This is a genomic window from Sorangium sp. So ce176 (assembly GCF_051519835.1).
Classification (GTDB): domain Bacteria; phylum Myxococcota_A; class Polyangia; order Polyangiales; family Polyangiaceae; genus Sorangium; species Sorangium cellulosum_G.
Genome location: NZ_CP150371.1, coordinates 3,308,649 through 3,327,779 on the forward strand (window position 1 = coordinate 3,308,649; position 19,131 = coordinate 3,327,779).

General features: G+C 70.2%; 17 protein-coding genes. 10 read left to right on the forward strand and 7 right to left on the reverse strand.

What is annotated here, in order from left to right; all coding sequences use genetic code 11:
• Window positions 1–394: 394 nt before the first annotated feature.
• The gene (locus WMF42_RS12605; RefSeq protein WP_061610159.1) at window positions 395–772 is read left to right on the forward strand and encodes a hypothetical protein; all 378 of its coding nucleotides are present in this window, start codon (window positions 395–397) and stop codon (window positions 770–772) included.
• A 637-nt stretch (window positions 773–1,409) separates the two neighbouring features.
• On the opposite strand, the gene WMF42_RS12610 is transcribed toward WMF42_RS12605, so the two are convergent.
• Window positions 1,410–1,703: a hypothetical protein gene (locus WMF42_RS12610; protein WP_061610158.1), complete on the reverse strand. Its 294-nt coding sequence runs from the start codon at window positions 1,701–1,703 to the stop codon at window positions 1,410–1,412.
• Between the two features lie 503 nt (window positions 1,704–2,206).
• On the opposite strand from WMF42_RS12610, the gene WMF42_RS12615 reads away from it, so the two are divergent.
• From WMF42_RS12615 to WMF42_RS12625, 3 genes are all read left to right on the forward strand, one after another.
• Window positions 2,207–3,808, forward strand: coding sequence for a YifB family Mg chelatase-like AAA ATPase (locus WMF42_RS12615; RefSeq protein WP_437692072.1), 1,602 nt, complete (start codon window positions 2,207–2,209; stop codon window positions 3,806–3,808).
• A gap of 168 nt (window positions 3,809–3,976) precedes the next feature.
• Complete coding sequence (recA, locus tag WMF42_RS12620) at window positions 3,977–5,005, forward strand: recombinase RecA (RefSeq protein ID WP_081426354.1); 1,029 nt, start codon at window positions 3,977–3,979, stop codon at window positions 5,003–5,005.
• A 203-nt stretch (window positions 5,006–5,208) separates the two neighbouring features.
• Window positions 5,209–5,685: a single-stranded DNA-binding protein gene (locus WMF42_RS12625; RefSeq protein WP_061607328.1), complete on the forward strand. Its 477-nt coding sequence runs from the start codon at window positions 5,209–5,211 to the stop codon at window positions 5,683–5,685.
• Between the two features lie 223 nt (window positions 5,686–5,908).
• Here the strand turns inward: WMF42_RS12625 and WMF42_RS12630 are convergent, their stop codons facing one another.
• The 5 genes from WMF42_RS12630 to WMF42_RS12650 all read right to left on the reverse strand — a co-directional run bounded on the left by WMF42_RS12630 (window position 5,909) and on the right by WMF42_RS12650 (window position 13,770).
• Window positions 5,909–7,180, reverse strand: a complete 1,272-nt coding sequence (locus tag WMF42_RS12630; protein WP_437694264.1) for a purine-cytosine permease family protein — start codon at window positions 7,178–7,180, stop codon at window positions 5,909–5,911.
• Between the two features lie 89 nt (window positions 7,181–7,269).
• On the reverse strand, window positions 7,270–8,367 hold the full coding sequence (locus WMF42_RS12635) for a DUF917 domain-containing protein (protein WP_434047046.1): 1,098 nt from the start codon (window positions 8,365–8,367) through the stop codon (window positions 7,270–7,272).
• A gap of 10 nt (window positions 8,368–8,377) precedes the next feature.
• On the reverse strand, window positions 8,378–9,919 hold the full coding sequence (locus tag WMF42_RS12640) for a hydantoinase/oxoprolinase N-terminal domain-containing protein (RefSeq protein ID WP_437692075.1): 1,542 nt from the start codon (window positions 9,917–9,919) through the stop codon (window positions 8,378–8,380).
• 30 nt (window positions 9,920–9,949) lie between these two features.
• A complete protein-coding gene (locus WMF42_RS12645) occupies window positions 9,950–11,671 on the reverse strand; it encodes a hydantoinase B/oxoprolinase family protein (RefSeq protein WP_437692077.1) in 1,722 nt (573 codons plus the stop codon).
• 35 nt (window positions 11,672–11,706) lie between these two features.
• Window positions 11,707–13,770 carry a hydantoinase/oxoprolinase family protein gene (locus WMF42_RS12650; protein WP_437692079.1) on the reverse strand — a complete coding sequence of 688 codons (2,064 nt, stop codon included), beginning with the start codon at window positions 13,768–13,770 and terminating at the stop codon, window positions 11,707–11,709.
• A 368-nt stretch (window positions 13,771–14,138) separates the two neighbouring features.
• Here WMF42_RS12650 and WMF42_RS12655 point away from each other — a divergent pair, with 368 nt between their 5' ends.
• The 5 genes from WMF42_RS12655 to WMF42_RS12675 all read left to right on the forward strand — a co-directional run bounded on the left by WMF42_RS12655 (window position 14,139) and on the right by WMF42_RS12675 (window position 17,080).
• Window positions 14,139–14,267, forward strand: coding sequence for a hypothetical protein (locus tag WMF42_RS12655; protein WP_434047050.1), 129 nt, complete (start codon window positions 14,139–14,141; stop codon window positions 14,265–14,267).
• The gene (locus tag WMF42_RS12660; RefSeq protein ID WP_437692081.1) at window positions 14,264–14,707 is read left to right on the forward strand and encodes a hypothetical protein; all 444 of its coding nucleotides are present in this window, start codon (window positions 14,264–14,266) and stop codon (window positions 14,705–14,707) included. Before WMF42_RS12655 ends, WMF42_RS12660 begins: the two co-directional genes overlap by 4 nt.
• A 100-nt stretch (window positions 14,708–14,807) precedes the next feature.
• Complete coding sequence (locus tag WMF42_RS12665; RefSeq protein WP_437694266.1) at window positions 14,808–15,023, forward strand: hypothetical protein; 216 nt, start codon at window positions 14,808–14,810, stop codon at window positions 15,021–15,023.
• Window positions 15,024–15,318: 295 nt separating this feature from the next.
• Entirely contained in the window at window positions 15,319–15,795 is a 477-nt protein-coding gene (locus WMF42_RS12670; protein ID WP_061607328.1) for a single-stranded DNA-binding protein, read from the forward strand.
• Window positions 15,796–16,378: 583 nt separating this feature from the next.
• The gene (locus tag WMF42_RS12675; protein WP_437692083.1) at window positions 16,379–17,080 is read left to right on the forward strand and encodes a hypothetical protein; all 702 of its coding nucleotides are present in this window, start codon (window positions 16,379–16,381) and stop codon (window positions 17,078–17,080) included.
• A 284-nt stretch (window positions 17,081–17,364) separates the two neighbouring features.
• Here the strand turns inward: WMF42_RS12675 and WMF42_RS12680 are convergent, their stop codons facing one another.
• Window positions 17,365–17,778: a hypothetical protein gene (locus tag WMF42_RS12680; protein WP_437692085.1), complete on the reverse strand. Its 414-nt coding sequence runs from the start codon at window positions 17,776–17,778 to the stop codon at window positions 17,365–17,367.
• A 503-nt stretch (window positions 17,779–18,281) separates the two neighbouring features.
• Between WMF42_RS12680 and WMF42_RS12685 the strand changes: the two genes are divergently transcribed.
• Window positions 18,282–19,079, forward strand: a complete 798-nt coding sequence (locus WMF42_RS12685; protein WP_437692087.1) for a hypothetical protein — start codon at window positions 18,282–18,284, stop codon at window positions 19,077–19,079.
• Window positions 19,080–19,131 lie beyond the last annotated feature (52 nt).

Sequence of the window (19,131 nt, forward strand, 5' to 3'; positions counted from 1 at the left end):
ATGTAGGCTGAGCAGCGATGGCGCTCGGTACGACGCGTCATCGCATCTGGCGAGCACGCGCATCGCCGCGCGTCGCGTGGTTCACGAGGCGCGACCGGCGCCCATGAAGGAGGAGAGGGCGCCGGGGGGGCGTCCAATGGTAGTCTGGTGGGCCGCCCCACGCTGGGGCCGCCCGCCGCGCGTCCGACAGTGACGGGGTGAGAGCGGCCCTCCGTGAGTCCGCTCACTGCTCACCCACACGAGCGCCGTGCCGGCGATGATCGCGGTGCAGGAAGGGATTGGATCCGGCCCGAGGAGCCCGTAGTCTGGAGGGCTGGTATCGACCACCGGACCCGCAGCGCGGGGTGGGCGAACGGGTGATCATCGTGCGTTCTGGTCGAGAGATGGAGGAGAGATGAGCAGCTTGAGCGTGGATCCCGTGGTCGCGGACGGCCTCCGGATCGAGCCTGCCCTGAGCGATGACACCCTCACCGTCAGGCTCACCGGGGCGGGCGACATGGCGGCGGCCGCGCCGCTCAAGCAGTATGTCAAGGCGCTGGAAGGCGAGGTGACGCGGCTCACGATCGGCGCCGTCGAGTTCGACGTGCGCGGCATGCGGTTCATCAGCTCGAGCTGCATCAAGGCGTTCGTCGGCTTCATCTGCGGCGTCGCCGGCAACGGGCTGAAGTGCCGGATACGGTTCGTCACGGACGCGCGGCTGACGTGGCAACGGCGGAGCCTGAAGCCCCTCGATCGCATGTGCCCGGAGCTGGTCTCGATCGACGACGCCTGACGCGCGAGGGGGCCTGGCGCGCGGCGAGCGCGCGACGCTCCTGCTGATCGGTACGAGCGCGGCGGGCGCGTCACGCTCGCCGGCGCGCAGCGCGCACGACGACGGCGTCGTCTGCTCGGCGCGCGCGGCTGGCTGACGGTTTCAGCGCCGGTGGATGGTGCTCGGACATCGGCGTCGGACAGGATCGCTCGGCCAGGCCTCTTTGCGTCGGTCATGGCCGGCACGGCCCTGACGTCGTGTCCGGTCGTATCGGCGGTCCCCCTCGCTCATCCTTGCTTCGCTTCCCTAATCGCCTTGCGTGGCCAACACGGGGCGGCGCGCGATCTGGGCATCACAGCGAGTGGTATCCTCAGAGAGGTCTCGAAGTCCACCGTAAAATTTCTGTGTGGACGGAAGTGTGCTGTGGTGTGACGGCTGGAAGTGCCGAGTTCTCGCCTGTCAGCGCGATGCGCGATCGGATCCAGGGAGCGCTCCGGGGAGGACGAGCCCGGGCGACGACATCACGATCCTCGTGGCGCGGTATCGCGCGCTCGGTCAGCGCTCCCGAGGCGCCGCGCCGGGCTCACCCGGCGTCATGACCCGGCGCGGCGTCACGGTCATCTCCGCGCCTGTCACGCGCGCTGCGCTGGGCGCCCGATCAATCGACGACCGTGTGACATCCGAGCTCGTTCCTGGCGCGCTGATGGCAGGACGGGAAGTCCGGCGGCGCTTGGCCGCCGACGCGCACCCGCTGGCAGATGCCCGGGTGCCGCGTCGGGAACACCTGTCCCCATTCCCTGCCCGTCAGGGAGAAGCCAGACGACATGGTGCACTGGAGCCCTGCTTGCCTGGAGGCGTCGGGGCTCTCCGCCGACGCGGACGCGGTCACGAGAGCAAACGCTGTCACGAGGGCGAGCCCGATCCCTGCCTGGATTGTGCGAAGAGCGTCCATGGGTACCTGCCTTTGCGATGGATACGATGGAGGCCTCGGGCGCCGCACCCTGCGGCGCTCGAAACCTCGTGCGGCTCCATTGCAACGGGGGTGCCCGGGGCGTGCGTCACCGTCACGTACGGCGCGTGAGAGCGCGTCCAGAACGCCGATCACGTCGGCGTCGCGCGAAAAACGGCTCATGGGAAGAGGACCGCAAGGACGCGAGGGACGCAAGGGACGCAAGGGAAGAGAAGAGGGGAAGAGGAGAACAGAGCTTCATCTGTGCTCCCTTGCGTCCCTCGGGCCGATGGGGCTCGTGGGCTCGTCGCGGGCCGCCCTTCGACGCCGGCGAGCGGCGACGCTGGCGCGCCGAGACGCCACGCCGGCTCGCCGGGCGCGCGCCTCGCCCCCGGAGCCCTGGCGGCCGCCACCCCCTCGGCGCGTCCGCCACCCCCTGCCGCGTCGTAAGTCCATGAAATCACAGCCGCACCCGCCTGGCACGCCGTTCGCGAAAGGGGTCCGGCATGCAGGCCACGGCGCTCACCTTCTCTCTGCTCGGGCTCGACGCGCACCCCATCCGCGTGGAGGTCGACTCCGGCCGCGGCCCGTCGTTCTTCCAGATGGTCGGCCTCGCCGAGGCGAGCGTCCGCGAGAGCCGCGTGCGCGTCCGCGCCGCGCTCCAGCAGCTCGGCGTCGAGCTCGACGAGTACGTGATCACCGTGAACCTCGCCCCGGCAGATCTCAAGAAGAGCGGCGGCGCCTACGACCTCGCCATCGCGCTCGCTGCGCTCGCGGCGCTCGGCAAGATCCCCTCCGAGGGGCTCGACCGGATCGGCCTGCTCGGCGAGCTCTCGTTGAGCGGCGCGGTGCGCCCCGTCCGCGGCGTCCTGCCGGCGCTGCGCGGCGCGGCGGAGCAGGGGATCGGGCGCGCGATCGTGCCCCACGGCAACGCGCGCGAGGCGGCGAGCGTGGCCGGCGTCGATGTCCTCATCGCCGAGCACCTCAGCCAGGTCGTCGCCCACCTCCGCGGCCACAAGGCCCTCCCCGGCGCCGGCTCGATCGCCTCGCTCGCCGCCGAGCCGGGCGCCGCGTCGGTGGACCTCGCCGAGGTCCGCGGCCAGCACGGGGCGCGCCGCGCCCTCGAGATCGCGTCCGCCGGGGGACACAACCTCATCATGATGGGCCCTCCGGGCAGCGGAAAGACCATGCTCGCCCGCCGGCTGCCCACGATCTTGCCGCCCCTGGCCCATGAAGAGGCGCTCGACATCACCGCGATCCACTCGGTCGCGGGCCTGCTCTCGCCGGACAGGGGCCTCGTCGCGACGCGCCCCTTCCGCGCCCCGCACCACACGGTCAGCGCCGCGGGGCTCGTGGGCGGCGGCGATCCGATCCGCCCCGGCGAGGTCTCGCTGGCCCACCATGGCTGCCTGTTCCTCGACGAGCTCCTCGAGTTCCGCCGCGGCGTCCTCGAGGCCCTCCGCGAGCCGCTCGAAGAGGGCACTGTCGCCCTCTGCCGCGCCCGCGCCCGCGTCGTCTTCCCGGCTCGCCCGATCCTCGTCGCCGCGATCAACCCCTGTCCGTGCGGCTTCCACGGCGACCGCGGGAATCGCTGCGTCTGCTCCATCGACCGCGTCCGCGCCTACCGCGCGCGGCTGAGCGGGCCGCTGCTCGATCGTATCGACCTGCACATCGCCTTGCCCCCGGTCGACGTCGCGCACCTGTGCGCGCCGCTCCGCGCGGGAGAGGGCGTCGGCCGCGCGTCGCTCCACGCGCCCGAGAGCTCCGCGGCGGTGCGGGCGCGCGTCGTGGAGGCCCGGGCCGCGCAGCGCGCGCGGTTCGAGGCGGGGGAGGTCGTCGCGACGCACAACGCCGATCTCGGCCCGCGCGACCTCGCGCGCGTCGCCATGCCGGACGCCTCGGGCGCGCGCGTGCTCGCGTCGGCCGTGGAGCGGCTCGGCCTCTCGGCGCGGGCGTACACCAAGGTGCTGCGCGTCGCCCGGACGCTCGCCGACATGGACGGGAGCCCTGCCGTGCGCGCCGCGCACGTGGCCGAGGCGATCGGCGCGCGGCTCTTCGACCGCGAGGCCGCCGCCGGGCCGCCGCCCGCCGCCGCCGCGGGCGCCTGAGCCCGCCGCCGCCGCGGCGGGCGCGCGTGCCCGCCGCGCCACCTGGGACCATTGCGCCCGCAGCGACGCGGGCGCGATCGCGGCCGCCCCGACGGCCGCGCTGCATCGGCTGTTCGCGCGCTCGGGGGCGCGCAGGCAACAAGCACGTTCGACAAGGGAGAATCCAACATGATGATCGAGATCGCCGAGAAGCTCCGCACCGTGAAGACCGTTGTTGGCACCATCGAGAAGCAGTTCGGGAAAGGGGCGATCATGGCCTTGAACGACGAGAGTGAGACGAGGGACATCGGCCTGATCCGGAGCGGCTCGCTGTCGCTCGACGCGGCGCTCGGGATCGGCGGCTATCCGCGCGGGCGCATCGTGGAGATCTACGGCCCGGAGTCGTCGGGGAAGACGACCCTGACGCTCCACGCGATGCGGGAGGCGCAGCGGTCCGGCGGCGTCGCCGCGTTCATCGACGCCGAGCACGCGTTCGACGTCACGTACGCGCGCTCGGTCGGCGTCGACATCGACAGGCTGCTCGTCTCGCAGCCCGACAACGGCGAGCAGGCGCTCGAGATCGTCGAGATGCTCGCGCGCTCGAGCGCCGTCGACGTGATCGTCGTCGACTCGGTGGCTGCGCTCACGCCGAAGGCCGAGATCGAGGGGGACATGGGCGATTCCCACATGGGCCTCCAGGCGCGGCTGATGAGCCAGGCGCTCCGGAAGCTCACGGGGATATGCCACCGCACGGACACGACGCTCATCTTCATCAACCAGCTCCGGCAGAAGATCGGCGTCGTCTTCGGCAACCCCGAGGTGACCACCGGCGGCAACGCGCTCAAGTTCTACGCGAGCGTGCGCCTCGACGTGCGCCGCGTGGGGCCGGTGAAGGTGAGCGACGAGGCCATCGGGTCGAGGACGCGCGTCAAGGTCGTGAAGAACAAGCTGGCGCCCCCGTTCCGTGAGGCCGAGTTCGACATCCGCTGGGGTTCCGGCATCGACAGCGCCGCGGATCTCATCGACTTCGCCTGCCAGCTCGGCGTGGTGGAGAAGAGCGGCGCGCACCTGTCGTTCGGCGGCGAGCACATAGGGCAGGGGAGGGAGCGCGCCCGGGAGGCGCTGATCGGCAAGCCGACGCTCGCGACGTCGCTCCGCGCCGCCGTCGACGCGGCGGCGCCGGCGCGGCCCGGAGGCAGCGCGGCGATGGACGCCTGAGCGATGCCCGCAGAGGGCGAGTCCGGCGACGGGGCGCCGCCGGACCCGCTCCTCGCGTTTCACGACGACATGGCGCCTCACGAGGAGCGACGCACAACGGCAGGAAGATAAAGAGAAGAACACGGACGACTGCAGACGGTACAGGCGACAGAGACGACATCAAACGACGTCAGAAGACGACACGCAATCCAAGGGAGCACATCATGAACGAAGGACTGAACAAGGTGATTCTCATGGGCAATCTCGGGTCCGATCCGGAGCTGCGCTACACCGGCAACGGTACGCCGGTGCTCCAGCTCCGCATGGCGACGAACGAGTCGTTCGTCGACAAGAACAAGGAGCCCAAGGAGCGCACCGAGTGGCACAATATCGTGTTCTGGGGGCCGCGCGCCGAGGCGCTCGCGAAGGTGCTGACCAAGGGGGACGGCGTGCTGATCGAGGGCGGGCTGCGCACGTCGAGCTACGAGAAGGATGGAATCCGTCGCTACCGCACGGAGGTGATCGCCCGGGACCTCCGCTTCACGGGGCGCCGCGCCCTCGGGCAGCCGCCGCCGGGGCTGGAGGACGACGGCGAGGCGACGCAGCCCGGGGCGGGGGTGCCGACCACCGCGCGGCTCGGGAAGAACGGCGCGCGCGGGCGGCCCCCGGAGGTGCCTGCGCTGGATGAGCTGCCGTACTGAGGGAGGAGGAGAGACGAGCGAGGCGGACGCCTGAAGGCGCCTCGCATCGCTCCGTGGTGCCGTCATCTGAAGTTGAAGGCGGGGAGGCGGGAAGGAATCTGCAGAACTCTTCCCACCTTCCCGCCTTCATGTGACATCTCTCTGGCCCAGTGCCGCGGCCCACCCGCTGGCGACGCAGAAGGGGGCCTGTCAACCCCGAGCCGTTCTGCGTGCGCGGTGCTCCTCATGAGGCCGACGTTCTCCGGTTCAGCGCGATGTAGACGAGAAAGCCGCACAGGAGCGCGTTGATGGCCGGAATGCCGGCGCGAATGAGGTATCCCGCCGCCATCCCGCCCGCCCAGGCGAGGAGCGCGCGAAGGCTCATGGACTCCACCGTCGGGGGCAGCGAGCCGGTAGACCGGGTGCGCTCGAGCACGGCGCGATGCCGGCGCACAACATAGTATTCGGCGATCATGATGCCGGCGATGGGCGGGAAAGCGACCCCGAGCAGCGTGAGAAATCCGACGAGGTGCTCCAGGATCCCGGCGATCGAGAGCGCCGTCCCCGCCGCACCCACCGCGAGCGTCATCGCGCTCCGCGAGACGTGTCGACCCGTCGTCTGATGGACCGTGTTCACCAGGCCGAGGGAAGCCGAGTACAGATTCCAGTCGTTGATCTTCAACGTGGCCGTCACGAGGATCGCCGCCCCGGCGACCCCGACCTCCGTCGTCACGATGTGGATGACATCCGCGCTCTGGACGGCGTGGGCCAGGAGCACGCCGGTGAGGCCGATCGTGTACTCGCCGAGGGTCACCCCGACGAGCGTCTGCTTGACCACGTCGGCCCCCGAACGGTTGTACCGGGTCATGTCCGGGGTGAGGACCGCACCCACGATGAACCCGCCGGCCACGAGGGTTGCGCCCGCCGCGACGCTCATGGGCTCTCCTGGCGGAGGCATCGATACGAGATCGGCCACCTCGTGCCGGACGAGGGCGTTCCGGACCGCCCAGGCGCTCAGGGCCAGGAAGAGCGGAACCGTGATGTACGAGGTCCAGGCCATCGAGCTGAACCCGTAGATCACGATCAGCGTGACGGCGGCTCCGGTGACGATGCAATAGACCCACAGCGGCACCTCCGTGCCGGCGAGCGCCGCGAGGCCCTTGGCGAAGATGGCGTTCTGGACACCGAACCATCCGACCAGGCTCACCGCGGTCAGCAGGCCGAACAGCGAGGCGCCGTGACGTCCCAGGCCGGTCCACTGGGCGAGGACATACGTGGACAGGCCCTCTCGCTGGCCGGCGACCCCGATGAGCACCGCGACGATCTCCAGGAGGACCACGCCCAGGGTCAGCGCCCAGAAGGCGCCCCAGAAGGTCATGTGGAAGCCGAGCGTGGCGCCGAGGAGGAGCTGAGACAGCGCGGAGAGCTCGCCGAACCGCTGGACGGCGACGCTCCACCACGGGTAGCGCTCGGCCTCGGGCACGCGGGCCAGGGGGAAGTCGTCGCGCCCGATCATGCCCCAGCGCCGCGCCTTCGCTGTGGTCCCGCGGCCGTGGTGCTGGCCCGCGCGCGGCGTCTCGCGTGTCTCGCGTCCTTCGCGCGCGCTCACGGCTCGCTCTCCTCGAGGGGGACGAAATCGAGATCGATGCCGAAGGCGCGGGGCCCGAAGACCTCCAGCGCCTCGGGTGTGCGCAGGAGCGGCGGCGCCGCCACGCCGATGACATTCACCTGCTGCCCGTAGCGCAGCGCCTCCGTGGTGATCGGCTCTGCGGTCTCGCGATCCAGGATGCATACGAGATCAGGCACGCTGCACAGGACGCGCGTCCCGACGCGGGCGACCAGATTCTCGTTCTGGATCAGCACCTCCAGCGTCTCCCCGGAGCCCTCGGTGTCCCGGATATGCACCCAGCCCCTGGCGAAGCCCTCCGTGGTGCGGCGGTAGACCTCGATCACCTTGCCAGTCCAGAGGACGCGGCCGTGACGGTAGGGCGTCTCTCGAAGGGCACCGACGAGGCGATCGAACGGATCTCTGTGCTGCTCGTTCGCCTCCCGGATCGCCTTCCCGAGCGCCAAGCAGACGCCCAGGGTGCCGCCGATGGCCGCTCGCCGCACCGTCGGCCCATTCATGGGGTACTCGGCGGTGTGCGCGCAGCCTCCCATGCGGATCGTGATGCCGCGGGAGATCCACTCCAACTTGAAGTTGTCGCAGGCCGTGAGGATCACCGTGTCGCCGTGCTCGTCCGTGATGGCCATCGGCGTTCCGGGGACGCCGTGGACATGAAATGTCACCTGGTACATGTTGGGAAAGGCGCGGCCCATTCCGTCGGCGTCCACGACCGGCAGCCCGAGCTGCGCTCCCACGATGAGCGGCACGGTCGAGTTCATCCCGCCCGCCTCGGAGGGCATGGTGCATGTCGCCCGGACGCCGAGGAATGCCTCCAGCCGGCGCAGCGAGAGCGCGTTCTCGTCGCCGCGCGGTATCTTCTCGATGAGGCAGGTCGGAGCCCCCATCATCGCCGTAGGGATCACGTAATCTCCGTCTCCCACCTCCGCGAGGTGGACGATCTCCACGCGGCGCCCTTCCTCCATCACGCGCTCGAGCATCAGCCGGCCGATATAGGTATCTCCGCCGCCGCCCGTGCCCAGGAAGGCGGCGCCGAGGGACAGGTCGGGCAGGTCCTTGCGCTCCAGCACGAATCCCATCCCAGCCTCCTCACCCGTTCCGCAGATCGCCTATCGCCTTGACCCGGATCCGGGTCGCGTTGGACGGCAGGTAGGCGAGCGGCACCTCCTCGATGTCGAGGAGGTGGATGCTGGCCGGGTCAGCGCCTGCGGCCGAGGCCTTCGCGATCGCCTCCGCCTGCGCCTCTGCCAGCGCGTCGTCCCGGGATCGGCTCTCCAGGTTGACGACCCGGTCCACCTCGCCGGACACCTGCGCGATGGCGGCGCCGACTGCGTTGGCGACGTCGGCGTGCCGAGGCCTGACGATCTCGGAGGTCCCCTGGAGCGGCCTGCAAATCAGTAAGGAGCCCCCGCCCACCAGGACGACCGGAATGTCCGCCGCCGCGGGCTTGCCCCGATCGATGGCGGCCTCGACCATCTCGTGGATCCGCAGCGCCGCGCGCGCGACGAGCTCGTCTGGGAGGTGCGCGACTTTCGCGCGGTCGCCAATGACAGCGCTCCCTGCGGCCACGGCGATGTCCGTGGCGGTCAGCGTGTCGCCCCCGAACACCAGCGCTCGCTGTGTCAGCTCGTGGCCGGTGCTTCGCGGCCCGATCCGGAGAGGTCCGTCGAGCACATGGCTTCCGCCGCCGAGCCCGATGGACAGGACGTCGGGCATGCGGAAGTTGCAGCGCACGCCAGCCACCCGCAACGTCATCGACGCTTCGCGCGGCAGCCCGCGGCGCAGCGCGCCCACGTCGGTCGTGGTGCCGCCGATATCGACCACCATCGCGTCCGTGAGGCCCGTGAGGAAAGCGGCGCCGCGCATCGAGTTCGTGGGGCCCGAGCACAAGGTGAAGGCCGGATAGCGCTCCGCCCGGTCGGAGCTCATCAGGGTGCCGTCGTTCTGGGTGAGATAGAGCGGCGCCAAGACGCCGGCCTGCGCCAAGGCGTCGTGGAACGCTCGGATCGTCGTCGTCGAAACGTCCTTGAGGCAGGCGTTCAAGATGGCGGCGTTCTCCCGCTCGAGGAGCCCCATCCGGCCGATCTCGTGCGACAGGCTGAGGGAGGCGTCCGGCAGCACCTCCCGCAGGATCGCCGCGGCCTCGAGCTCGGCCTCGGGGTTGACGGGTGAAAAGACGCTGGCGATCGCGACGGAGCGGAGGCCTCTCCGGCCGATCTCCCGGGCGATGCGGCGCAGCTCGCCGGCCTCGACGGGCGACAGCCGGCGACCGTCGAACTCGTGACCTCCATGGGCCAGAAACCCGTGGTCGCCAAGCGCCCTGCGCAGATCGCAAGGCCAGTCCACCATCGGCGGCAGCGCCGCGGTCGCCGGTAGCCCGAGCCGCACCGCCGCGACCTCCTGCAGCCGGCGGCGCTCCACGAGCGCATTCGTGAAATGGGTGGTGCCGAGCATGACGCCGCGGATCTGGCCGACCGGCACCCGCGCTCGTTCCAAGAGGCGGCTCACAGCCTCGAGGACACCGCCGCTCACGTCGGCCGTGGTCGGCACCTTGACCTTCGCCACGACCTCCGCGCCGTCCACCATGACGGCGTCGGTGTTGGTCCCGCCGACGTCGATCCCCATGCGCATGAGCAGTCACCTCCACCTGAAGCCGCGGGTTCATGCCTTGTCGGCGCGGAGGGGCGAAGGCGCCGGCTCCTCCGCGTCGCGCAAGCCGTAATCGCGCCTGGCCTGCTGCTCGGTGATGTAGCCGCAGCGCAGATCGTCGAGCACGCGCGCGCGGCTCCGCCGCGCCGGATCGCCGTACCCGCCGCCCGTGCCCGTGTGCAGCCGGCAGAGCTCACCCCGCTTGAGGAGGTGACGGGCGCACTTGCCCATCGCTGTCCGGCCGCCGTCCTCGTGCACGAACTCCAGGTAATTGGGCGAGCCCTGCTGGCCGCCGTTCAGCCCCCACGGCGGGAATCGATGCCGACCGAAGGTCGCTGTGACCGTCGCCCACGCCGACGTGATGCGGTAATCGCGCACGAGGCCACGCCCGCCGCGGCGCTCGCCCGCCCCGCCGTCGACGATATCCAGCGCGTACTGCTCGACGCGGAGCCCATAACGCGTCTCGCAGATCTCGACGGGGATCATGTAGGTCTCGCCGTCGCCGGCGCACACGAGGCCGCTCTCGCCGTCCTTGTCCGCGCCCGCCCCCCAGCCGCCCGCCTGCGGCTCGACGAGGAGGTAGGGAGTCCCATCGTCGGGGTGGATGCCATGGACGATGGTGCCGCAGACCGAGAGGAAGTGTCCGGCGGTCAGGCGACGCGGCGCGAGGTGCGCCAGGGCCTTCCAGACGAGGTCCGTCGCGTACTGCATGGTCTCCCAGTAGGTGGAGACGGGGGCCGGCCTGTCCGCCGTGAAGATCGTCCCGGGAGGGCAGACGACCTGTACCGGTCGGAACACGCCCTCATTGGTCGGGAGCAGGGGATCGGTGATCGCCTTCCAGGCCTGGCGTACCGCCGAATGCAGGCTGGTGCGGCCGCAGTTGATGGGCCCGGGCACCTGCGCGCTCGTCCCTGTGAAGTCGCAGAGGAAGCTGTCGTCGATCGTCACCTTCACCCGCACCTCGAACGGGCCGTTCCCGATGCCGTCGTCGTCGATGAAGTCGGTCGCCTCGTAGGTCCCCCGGGGGAGCCTCTGCAGCTCCAGGCGAGCCCTGCGCTCGCCCTCGCCGAGGAGCTCCTTCATGGCGCAGAGGACGGTGCCCTTGCCGAACTTGCGAAGGATGCCGTGCAGCGCACGCTCGCCCACGCGCAGCGCGCCCACGCAGGCGTACAGGTCGCCGAGCGTCGCGTCGGGCGTGCGCACGTTGGCCCGGATGAGCTCGAGGAGCCCCTCGTCGGGCTTGCCGGCCTCGAAGAGCTTGATGCCGGGGAACTGGAGCCCTTCCTGGAACACGTCGGTCGCGTCGGTGGTCCAGGAGCCCGGATCCTTGCCGCCGACCTCGGTCCAGTGCGCCTTGTCCACGGCGAACGCGACGAGCTCGCCGTCGTGGAAGATCGGCATGATCAACGCGACGTCGGAGAGGTGCGTGCCGCCGCCCGCGTAGGGATCGTTCAGGATGACGATATCGCCGCTCGCCAGGCGCTCTCTCCCGAACCTATCGAGGACGTGGGCGACGGCGAAGCTCAGCGCGCCGATGAAGTCGGCGACCCCGTTGCCCTGCGTGAGGAGGTCTCCGCGCGCGTCCGTGAGCCCGGCGGCATAGTCGAGGACCTCGTAGATGATGGGGCTCATCGCGGTCCGCTGCAGCGCGTAGAACATCTCGTCGCCCGCGGCGATGAGCTCGTTCTTGATGATCTCGAGCGTGAAGGGATCGATCGTGGTTCCTGTGCTCATGGCGGATCCGTCGGCTCAAGCGGTCAGGGGGCGCTTCACCTGCCGGTGGGAGTGTCGATGTCGATGAGGAGGCTGCCCTGCTCGTGCACCGTGAGGCGATCTCCTGGAAACAGCACCGTCGAGGCGGCCGGCTCCTCGACGATGGCCGGTCCCTCGACGCGCATGCCGGGCCGGAGGAGAGCGCGCTCGTAAAGGGGGCTCTGGAGGATCCCGAGATCGTCGAAATCGACGACCCGAGAGCCTTTGCGCGCGGGCGCGGGATCCGGCGGTGAGCGCTCCAGCCGCGCTGGATGCGGCCTGTCCACGGCGCCGAGGGCTGCGACGTGGAGGCTCACGATCTCCACGGCGGTCTCCAGGCGGAACGTGTACCGCTGCTCGTGGAGCGCGTGGAAGCGCTGGAGAGCTTGCTCCAGCGCAGCGCTGTCCGGCGGGCCGGCGGGGAGGGGGACCTTGACGGTGTGCTCCTGGCCGACATAACGCAGCTCCGCGAAGCGACGCGTGGAGACGCGGCCGGGGTCGAGCCCTCCCCGGCAGACGCGGGCGATGATCTCGGGCTCGATGTCCCGGAGGAGCGCGGCGAGCGTCGATGTCTGCGACGGCTCGGCCCGCACCATGGCGGTCCGGACGAGGTCGGCCCGCAGATCGGCCATGAGCATGCCCCAGGCCGAGAAATGCGCCGGCGCGACAGGGACGATGACCCGCCGGATCTGGAGGCTGCGCGCCAGGGCCGAGGCGTGCATCGAGCCGCCGCCGCCGAAGGCGATGAGCGCGAACTCCCGCGGATCGTACCCGCGGCGGAGGGTCACGCGCCTGAGCAGGTTCTCCATGGTCGCGTTCGCGAGGCGGAGGATGCCGCGGGCGGCCTCGGCCTCGGTGACGCGGCACGGCGCGGCGATCCGACGGATCGCCCTGCCGGCGGCCTGCACGTCGAGCGGGATGCTGCCGCCGAGGAAGTACGCGGGGTTGATGCGGCCGCACAGGAGGTTCGCGTCGGTGGCGGTCGGCTCCTCTCCTCCTCGGCCGTAGCAGGCCGGCCCGGGCACAGCGCCTGCCGACCGCGGGCCGACCTCCAGCCGTCCGGCTTCGTCGATGCGGGCGATCGAGCCGCCGCCGGCGCCGATCTCTGCGATGTCGACCACCGGGATCATGAGGGGGTATCCCGGGGACGTCGGCGTCCACTCCACCTTGTACTCGGTGGTGATGCGCGCCTCTCCGCCCTGGAGGGCGGCGCACTTCGCCGTCGTGCCCCCGATATCGAGGGAGATGATGTCGCGCTCCCCGAGGAGCTGCCCGAGGGCGACGGCGCCGAGCACGCTGCCCGCCGGCCCGGACTCGACGAGGCGGATGGGCGCGGCGCGCGCCTCGGGGAACGTGGTGATGCCGCCGCTCGACTGCATGACATGCAGCGCTGGGCTCGCAGCCCCGCGCCCGGTCAGGCGGCTCTCCAGGCTGCTCAGGTACGAGGCGGCGAGCGGCTGGACGTATGCGTTCAGCACCGCGGTGCTCGTGCGCTCGTACTCGCGCCACTCCCGCGTGATCTCGGAGGACACGCTCACCGGCGTGGCGGGGGCCTCTGCGCGGGCGATCTCGGCGGCGCGGCGCTCGTGGGCCGGGTTCCCGTAGGCGTGCAGGAAGCAGATGGCGATGGCGCGGGCGCCCCGGTCGAGGAGCGCGCGGACGCCGCGCCGCGCGCCGTCCTCGTCGAGCGGCGTGAGCACCTCGCCCTTGTGGTTCATCCGCTCCGTGACCTCGAGGCGCAGATCCCGCGGGACGAAGGGCTCGGGTTTGCGGAAGGAGAAGTTGTAGATGTCCGGCCGGTTGGCTCGGCCGATCTCCAGCACATCGCGAAAGCCCCGCGTCGTGAGCAGCCCGGTGCGCGCGCCGTTGCGCTCGGTGAGGGCGTTGATGATCAGGGTCGTGCCGTGGATGAAACACCCTATCCGGGCGGCCGCCATCCGCGCTCGATCGAGGGTCTCCAGGACACCTCGCGTGAGATCGTCCGGTGTGGTGGGGACCTTGGCCAGCGAGAGCTCTCCTGTCTCCTCATCGAAGGCGACGAGGTCGGTGAACGTTCCGCCGATGTCACTGGCAACACGCATGAACACGTCTTCCTGGACAGGCCGGGCGGCCAGAGGCCGGGCGGCCAGAGGCCGGGCGGCCAGGGGCAGCGCCGGCTCGTCGGATCGCCTCGGCTGGGGCGCCGGCGACGCAGTTGTTCCGGCTCCGAGCGATCCCTGTGCTCCCGCGCGCCCATGTCAATGGTGGTGGTCGCGCGAGCCCGCCAGGCGCGACGGGGGAAGCTCCAGGCAGAGGTTTTCTCCGATGGGTCAACCGTGCAGAGCGTGGGAGGGTTCCGAGCGCATCGGGTCCTGTCCCTGACTGCATCGGGCCCTGTCCCTGACCGTTGGTTCCCGAGCGCACCCGCACCGGCGCCGACTCACGGTCGCTCTCGGTAGTGACGCTTGTCATGGTGATGCGATCGATGCACTGGGTGCTCGGCGCGACCAGGCCGGCTCGCGGCGCGGGTGGTGCGGTCGACCCGGTGGACCACAGCGCGCTGGCGGCCCGGGACAAGCGAAGCGGGGCGGTGCTGTGATCCAGCTCGCGGCGGTGGCGGCCGAGGGAGCCGAGGTGCGGCTCTATCGCTGCGACGCCGCGACCGGCGCGGCGCAAGGGTGGTCGCCGCTCGGGTCGGGCTGTCCGGCGCCGCCGACCGCGGCGTCTTGCGGCGCCTCGTCGCTCGGCATGGACCTCTGGTCGGCGAAGCTGCCAGCGATCGTGGGCGTGGACGGCCAGGCCATCGCCTGGGCCAGCCCGGCGGAGCTCGTGGCCGAGCGCGCCGAGCCGCCGTTCGATCGCCTGTGGCGCTGGCCGCTGCCGGCGCCGTGCCGTGCGTTCCGGCCGAGGACCGTCGACCGCCGCCTGAACGCGGCGGCGATCTCGGTCGGTGAAGGGCGGATCTACCTGCGCGACGGGGCCCGGCTCTGGGCAGTCGGCGCGCCGGACGAGGCCGGTCCTGGGTTCGCCGCTCCGTAGGCAGAGCGCGCGCGCGGAGCCGTGCGCAACCGTCGTCCCGCGGGTGTCCAGCGGCACGGAGGCGGGCCAACGTTGCCTGTGTGGCGGGCCAACGTTGCCTGTGTGGCGGGCCGGTCAACAAACCGTCGGTCCGCACAAGCTGGCGCCCCCGTTCCGTGAGGCCGAGTTCGACATCCGCTGGGGTTCCGGCATCGACAGCGCCGCGGATCTCATCGACTTCGCCTGCCAGCTCGGCGTGGTGGAGAAGAGCGGCGCGCACCTGTCGTTCGGCGGCGAGCACATAGGGCAGGGGAGGGAGCGCGCCCGGAGGCGCTGATCGGCAAGCCGACGCTCGCGACGTCGCTCCGCGCCGCCGTCGACGCGGCGGCGCCGGCGCGGCCCGGGGGCAGCGCGGCGATGGAATCCTGAGCGGTGCCCGCAGAGGGCGAGTCCGGCGACGGGGCGCCGCCGGACCCGCTCCTCGCCTTCCAGGACGACATGGCGCCTCACGAGGAGCGACGCACAACGGCAGGAAGATAAAGAGAAGAACGCGGACGACAGCAGACGGTACAGGCGACAGAGACGACATCAAACGACATCAGAAGACGACACGCAATCCAAGGGAGCACATCATGAACGAAGGACTGAACAAGGTGATTCTCATGGGCAATCTCGGGTCCGATCCGGAGCTGCGCTACACCGGCAACGGTACGCCGGTGCTCCAGCTCCGCATGGCGACGAACGAGTCGTTCGTCGACAAGAACAAGGAGCCCAAGGAGCGCACCGAGTGGCACAACATCGTGTTCTGGGGGCCGCGCGCCGAGGCGCTCGCGAAGGTGCTGACCAAGGGGGACGGCGTGCTGATCGAGGGCGGGCTGCGCACGTCGAGCTACGAGAAGGATGGAATCCGTCGCTACCGCACGGAGGTGATCGCGCGGGACCTCCGCTTCACCGGGCGCCGCGCCCTCGGGCAGCCGCCGCCGGGGCTGGAGGACGACGGCGAGGCGACGCAGCCCGGGGCGGGGGTGCCGACCACCGCGCGGCTCGGGAAGAACGGCGCGCGCGGGCGGCCCCCGGAGGTGCCTGCGCTGGATGAGCTGCCGTACTGAGGCCATCCGGCGGGGGGGAGCTGGCGCGGGGCGGCAGCCTGGTGCCGCCTCGCGGCGCTCCGCGTCCCCGCGGGCCACGGGCTGACCCGGGGCGCGTGCCTCTCTCCCGGCGTGCCGCTCGCGAGCGTGCGCTCCCCCGGCGCTCCCTCGCCACGCGCGCCCTGTCCCGGTCCTGCCGTCGCAGCGCGATTGCAGCGAGGGTATTAAAATTTAACGAAGACGGTTGGAATCCAGCAGAACCATTCTTCAGTGCCGAGCTTCCTCCGAGGGCGCGTCTCGCAAAGGCGTTCGCGCGAGGCGCTGCCGCATGGACGCCCGAGTCAATGGAGTGTGGCGTTCATGCACCGGTCGACACGATGCGGCAATGCGACCGGGAGCTGCTATGTACTACATGAACCTAGAAAAACGATGCCTGAGCTGACTGTCGAGGTGGAAGCAGGTTGACGGTGGCCCGGTATAGGCAGTAGATGCTGGATGCTAGGCTCGACCCGACCAGGTGCCACTTGCTGGCTGTGACTCCTCCTAGACCGAATCTGTTCGACCTGCGGAACGGCAACGTTGTAACCGTCAACCGAGGTAACTCATGCTCAGCAATGCCGCTCGTTTTCTGATGGTCTCTGCTGCTGCTTCTCTCGTGGTGCTCGGCTCCGCTCCGGCCGAGGCGTGCAGCGATGTCGCGGAGGCGGCGCTCGATCTCATCGAGGCTGAAACACCGGTCTCCAACGGCGCTCCGTTCTTCACGCGCGCCATGAGGGATCAGTCGGGCTACACGGGCACCGACATCGCCGTGCTCTGGGGCTCGACCAGCCCGAACTCTCATATCTACTACGACAACATCGTCGCAGAAAACTATTTCGAGCGTGTCACCAACGTCGCCGATATCGCGGCGGGCGACCTCCTGGCCATCGACCAGGTGGTCAACTCGTCGGGCACCGTCACGTACAGCGGCCACGCCGCCATCATCACGGGTCCGGCGACGCAGCTCCCGACGGCCTTGAGCCCGATCTATGCCAGCACGAAGCAATATGTCCTGCCGATCGCCGACGCGACCTCCTCGGTCCACGGCTGCAACGTCAGCTACCCGGACAGCCGCTGGTCGGGTGCGTGCACCGGAGGCACGTTCACAACGGGGCCGGGTACGGCTTCCATGCGCCTCTACACGGATCTCTCAGGAAACCTGCTGGGCTACACGTGGAGCGTCACCTCGGGCGCTGCCTACTATTCGCCCTCCACGCGTCCCTACGCCATTGGCAAGCTGACGTCCTGCTTGCCGTTCTCGGAGTGATCCCCTCTCCATCACCACGCCGGCGCGCGGTCCCCTGCGCGTCGGCGCGTGTCTCACGGCGCGTCGGCGCATGCCCGCCCACCCCGGGGCGCGCCCGGTAGCTCACACATCCGAGACAGCGGCCGCTGCCCGGGCCGGACGGCGATGTCGAGTCGACGCGGCCCGGAGCCGAGGGCCAGCCGCCATCATGTGAGATCGCTCCAGGCCAGCGACAGCGCCGCGCCGCGCCGCGCTCGGCGTCCGTCCCCACGTCCCGCCCAGGCGCGCCCGTCCCCCGCTGCCGCTCACCCCGAGCGCGCCGAGGATCGGGAGCGCGTGCCGCGCTTCGACGTGCTCTTTGTGGCCGCGCGCTTCCGGGGCGTGCTCTTTGTGGCTGCGCGCTTCCTGGGCGTGCTCTTGGTAGCCACGCTCTTCGTGCGCGTCGTCGCGCTGCCCGCCCGCCTCGCCGTCCTCCGTCCCTCGGCGCGTACCTCGGGTGAGCCGCTCTTCTTCTTGACCGCGGCGCGCTCCTCCGGACTCCGGGCCGCCTGCTCGGCCTTGCGCCGGGCCTCCTCTCGGTCGACTTCGACCCCTCCGTTCCTGCTCGCGGGCTTCTTGCGGCAGCTCCCCTGCTCGTTGGGTCGCTTGCCAGGGACCGGCTCGTAGCCGGGCCAGCAGCGCGAATCCTTCTCATAAGGACTGCTCGGTCGCTTCGTCATCGTGGGCCTCCGGGCGATCGTTCCGTCACCTGGAGCCCCGCGCGCCAACGTCAACCGGCACCGGTCGCCTGTCGCGTCCTGGTCGCAACGGCCATCGCCGCGCAACGCGGCTCCGGCCGTAGGCGTCGAGTGCTGCTGGATTCCAGCAGAACCAATCTCCGGGATCGCCCGATTGATGAGCAGCTCCCTCTCAGAGATGTTGGCGCACGGCGTCAGCCGCGTGATGGTCGAGCCGATGAGTCGTGGCCTCCATCAAGACGGTGGACACTGTCCGACGGTGCCATCCGAAGAGCTCTTGTGTCCCACATGAGCCTATCAAAATGAGTCTTTTGCTCGAGTGATGCTCGAAGTGTATTGACGGAAGCCGTGTATGGGAAGTAAACGTTGGAGGCTAGGCTCGACCCGACCAGGTGCGATTCTCTGGCTGTACACGATCGACCTCCTCAACCGAATCTGCTCGGCCTGCGGAACTGCAACGTGGTAACCGTTAACCGAGGTAATTCATGCTCAGCAATGTGTCTCGCTTTCTGATGGTGTCTGCTGCTGCTTCTCTCGTCGCGTTCGGCTCCGCCCGCGCAGAGGCCGACGAGGTGTGCGGTGAGGAAGACCCCGCTTTCGATGTCCCTTCCGCCATCCATGCGGGCGCGCTCACCGCCGTCGCTAACCCCCCCGTGGTGGGGACCGGCGCCGCGTTGTTCTCGCTGATCCAGGCGAACGAGTTCTGGGAGCACGGGGACCCGATGCTGGAAGAGGAGTTCGACGAGGACGATCTCTTCAACCTCTGGGGTTCACAGAGCCCGAGCTCGGAACAGTACTATGCCAAGCTCGTCGCGCAGCAGTCGAAGGCTGGCCTGGATATCGCGGTGATCTCGAACGTCACCTCCATCGCTGCGGGTGACGTGCTCGTCCTCAACAAGACGATGACATACTCGGGGCACACCGCGATCGTCAACGGTGCGGCGGTGGAGCTCACGACGCAGCTCAATCCGAAGTTCCTGAGCACGAGGCAGTGGGCGTTGCCCATCATCGACTCCACCTCCTCGAAGCATGGATGCAACACGACCTATCCCGATAGCCGGTGGACGGGGGGCAGCAGCTGCTCCGCCGGCACGTTCACCACGGGGCCGGGGACGGCGTACATGCGTCTCTACAGTGATCTGAGTGGGAATCTGCTGGGCCACACCTGGAGCGTCACCTCGTCTTCGACCGGCTATTACTCGCAGACGGAGCGGCCCTACGTGGTCGCAAGGCTGACGTCGACGCAGTGCGCTCTGGACCATGCGGATCACGGGGAGCCGTGACCCTGAGCCGCGCCCGCGCCCGCTTTCGCGGCGCCGCGGTCGCCGGGCGGTC

Coding starts and splice junctions, on each gene's coding strand:
- WMF42_RS12605 (WP_061610159.1), top strand. CDS start 395: ATGAGCAGCTTGAGCGTGGATCCCGTGGTCGCGGACGGCCTCCGGATC.
- WMF42_RS12610 (WP_061610158.1), bottom strand. CDS start 1,703: ATGGACGCTCTTCGCACAATCCAGGCAGGGATCGGGCTCGCCCTCGTG.
- WMF42_RS12615 (WP_437692072.1), top strand. CDS start 2,207: ATGCAGGCCACGGCGCTCACCTTCTCTCTGCTCGGGCTCGACGCGCAC.
- recA (WP_081426354.1), top strand. CDS start 3,977: ATGATGATCGAGATCGCCGAGAAGCTCCGCACCGTGAAGACCGTTGTT.
- WMF42_RS12625 (WP_061607328.1), top strand. CDS start 5,209: ATGAACGAAGGACTGAACAAGGTGATTCTCATGGGCAATCTCGGGTCC.
- WMF42_RS12630 (WP_437694264.1), bottom strand. CDS start 7,180: ATGATCGGGCGCGACGACTTCCCCCTGGCCCGCGTGCCCGAGGCCGAG.
- WMF42_RS12635 (WP_434047046.1), bottom strand. CDS start 8,367: ATGGGATTCGTGCTGGAGCGCAAGGACCTGCCCGACCTGTCCCTCGGC.
- WMF42_RS12640 (WP_437692075.1), bottom strand. CDS start 9,919: ATGCGCATGGGGATCGACGTCGGCGGGACCAACACCGACGCCGTCATG.
- WMF42_RS12645 (WP_437692077.1), bottom strand. CDS start 11,671: ATGAGCACAGGAACCACGATCGATCCCTTCACGCTCGAGATCATCAAG.
- WMF42_RS12650 (WP_437692079.1), bottom strand. CDS start 13,770: ATGCGTGTTGCCAGTGACATCGGCGGAACGTTCACCGACCTCGTCGCC.
- WMF42_RS12655 (WP_434047050.1), top strand. CDS start 14,139: ATGGTGATGCGATCGATGCACTGGGTGCTCGGCGCGACCAGGCCGGCT.
- WMF42_RS12670 (WP_061607328.1), top strand. CDS start 15,319: ATGAACGAAGGACTGAACAAGGTGATTCTCATGGGCAATCTCGGGTCC.
- WMF42_RS12675 (WP_437692083.1), top strand. CDS start 16,379: ATGCTCAGCAATGCCGCTCGTTTTCTGATGGTCTCTGCTGCTGCTTCT.
- WMF42_RS12680 (WP_437692085.1), bottom strand. CDS start 17,778: ATGACGAAGCGACCGAGCAGTCCTTATGAGAAGGATTCGCGCTGCTGG.
- WMF42_RS12685 (WP_437692087.1), top strand. CDS start 18,282: ATGCTCAGCAATGTGTCTCGCTTTCTGATGGTGTCTGCTGCTGCTTCT.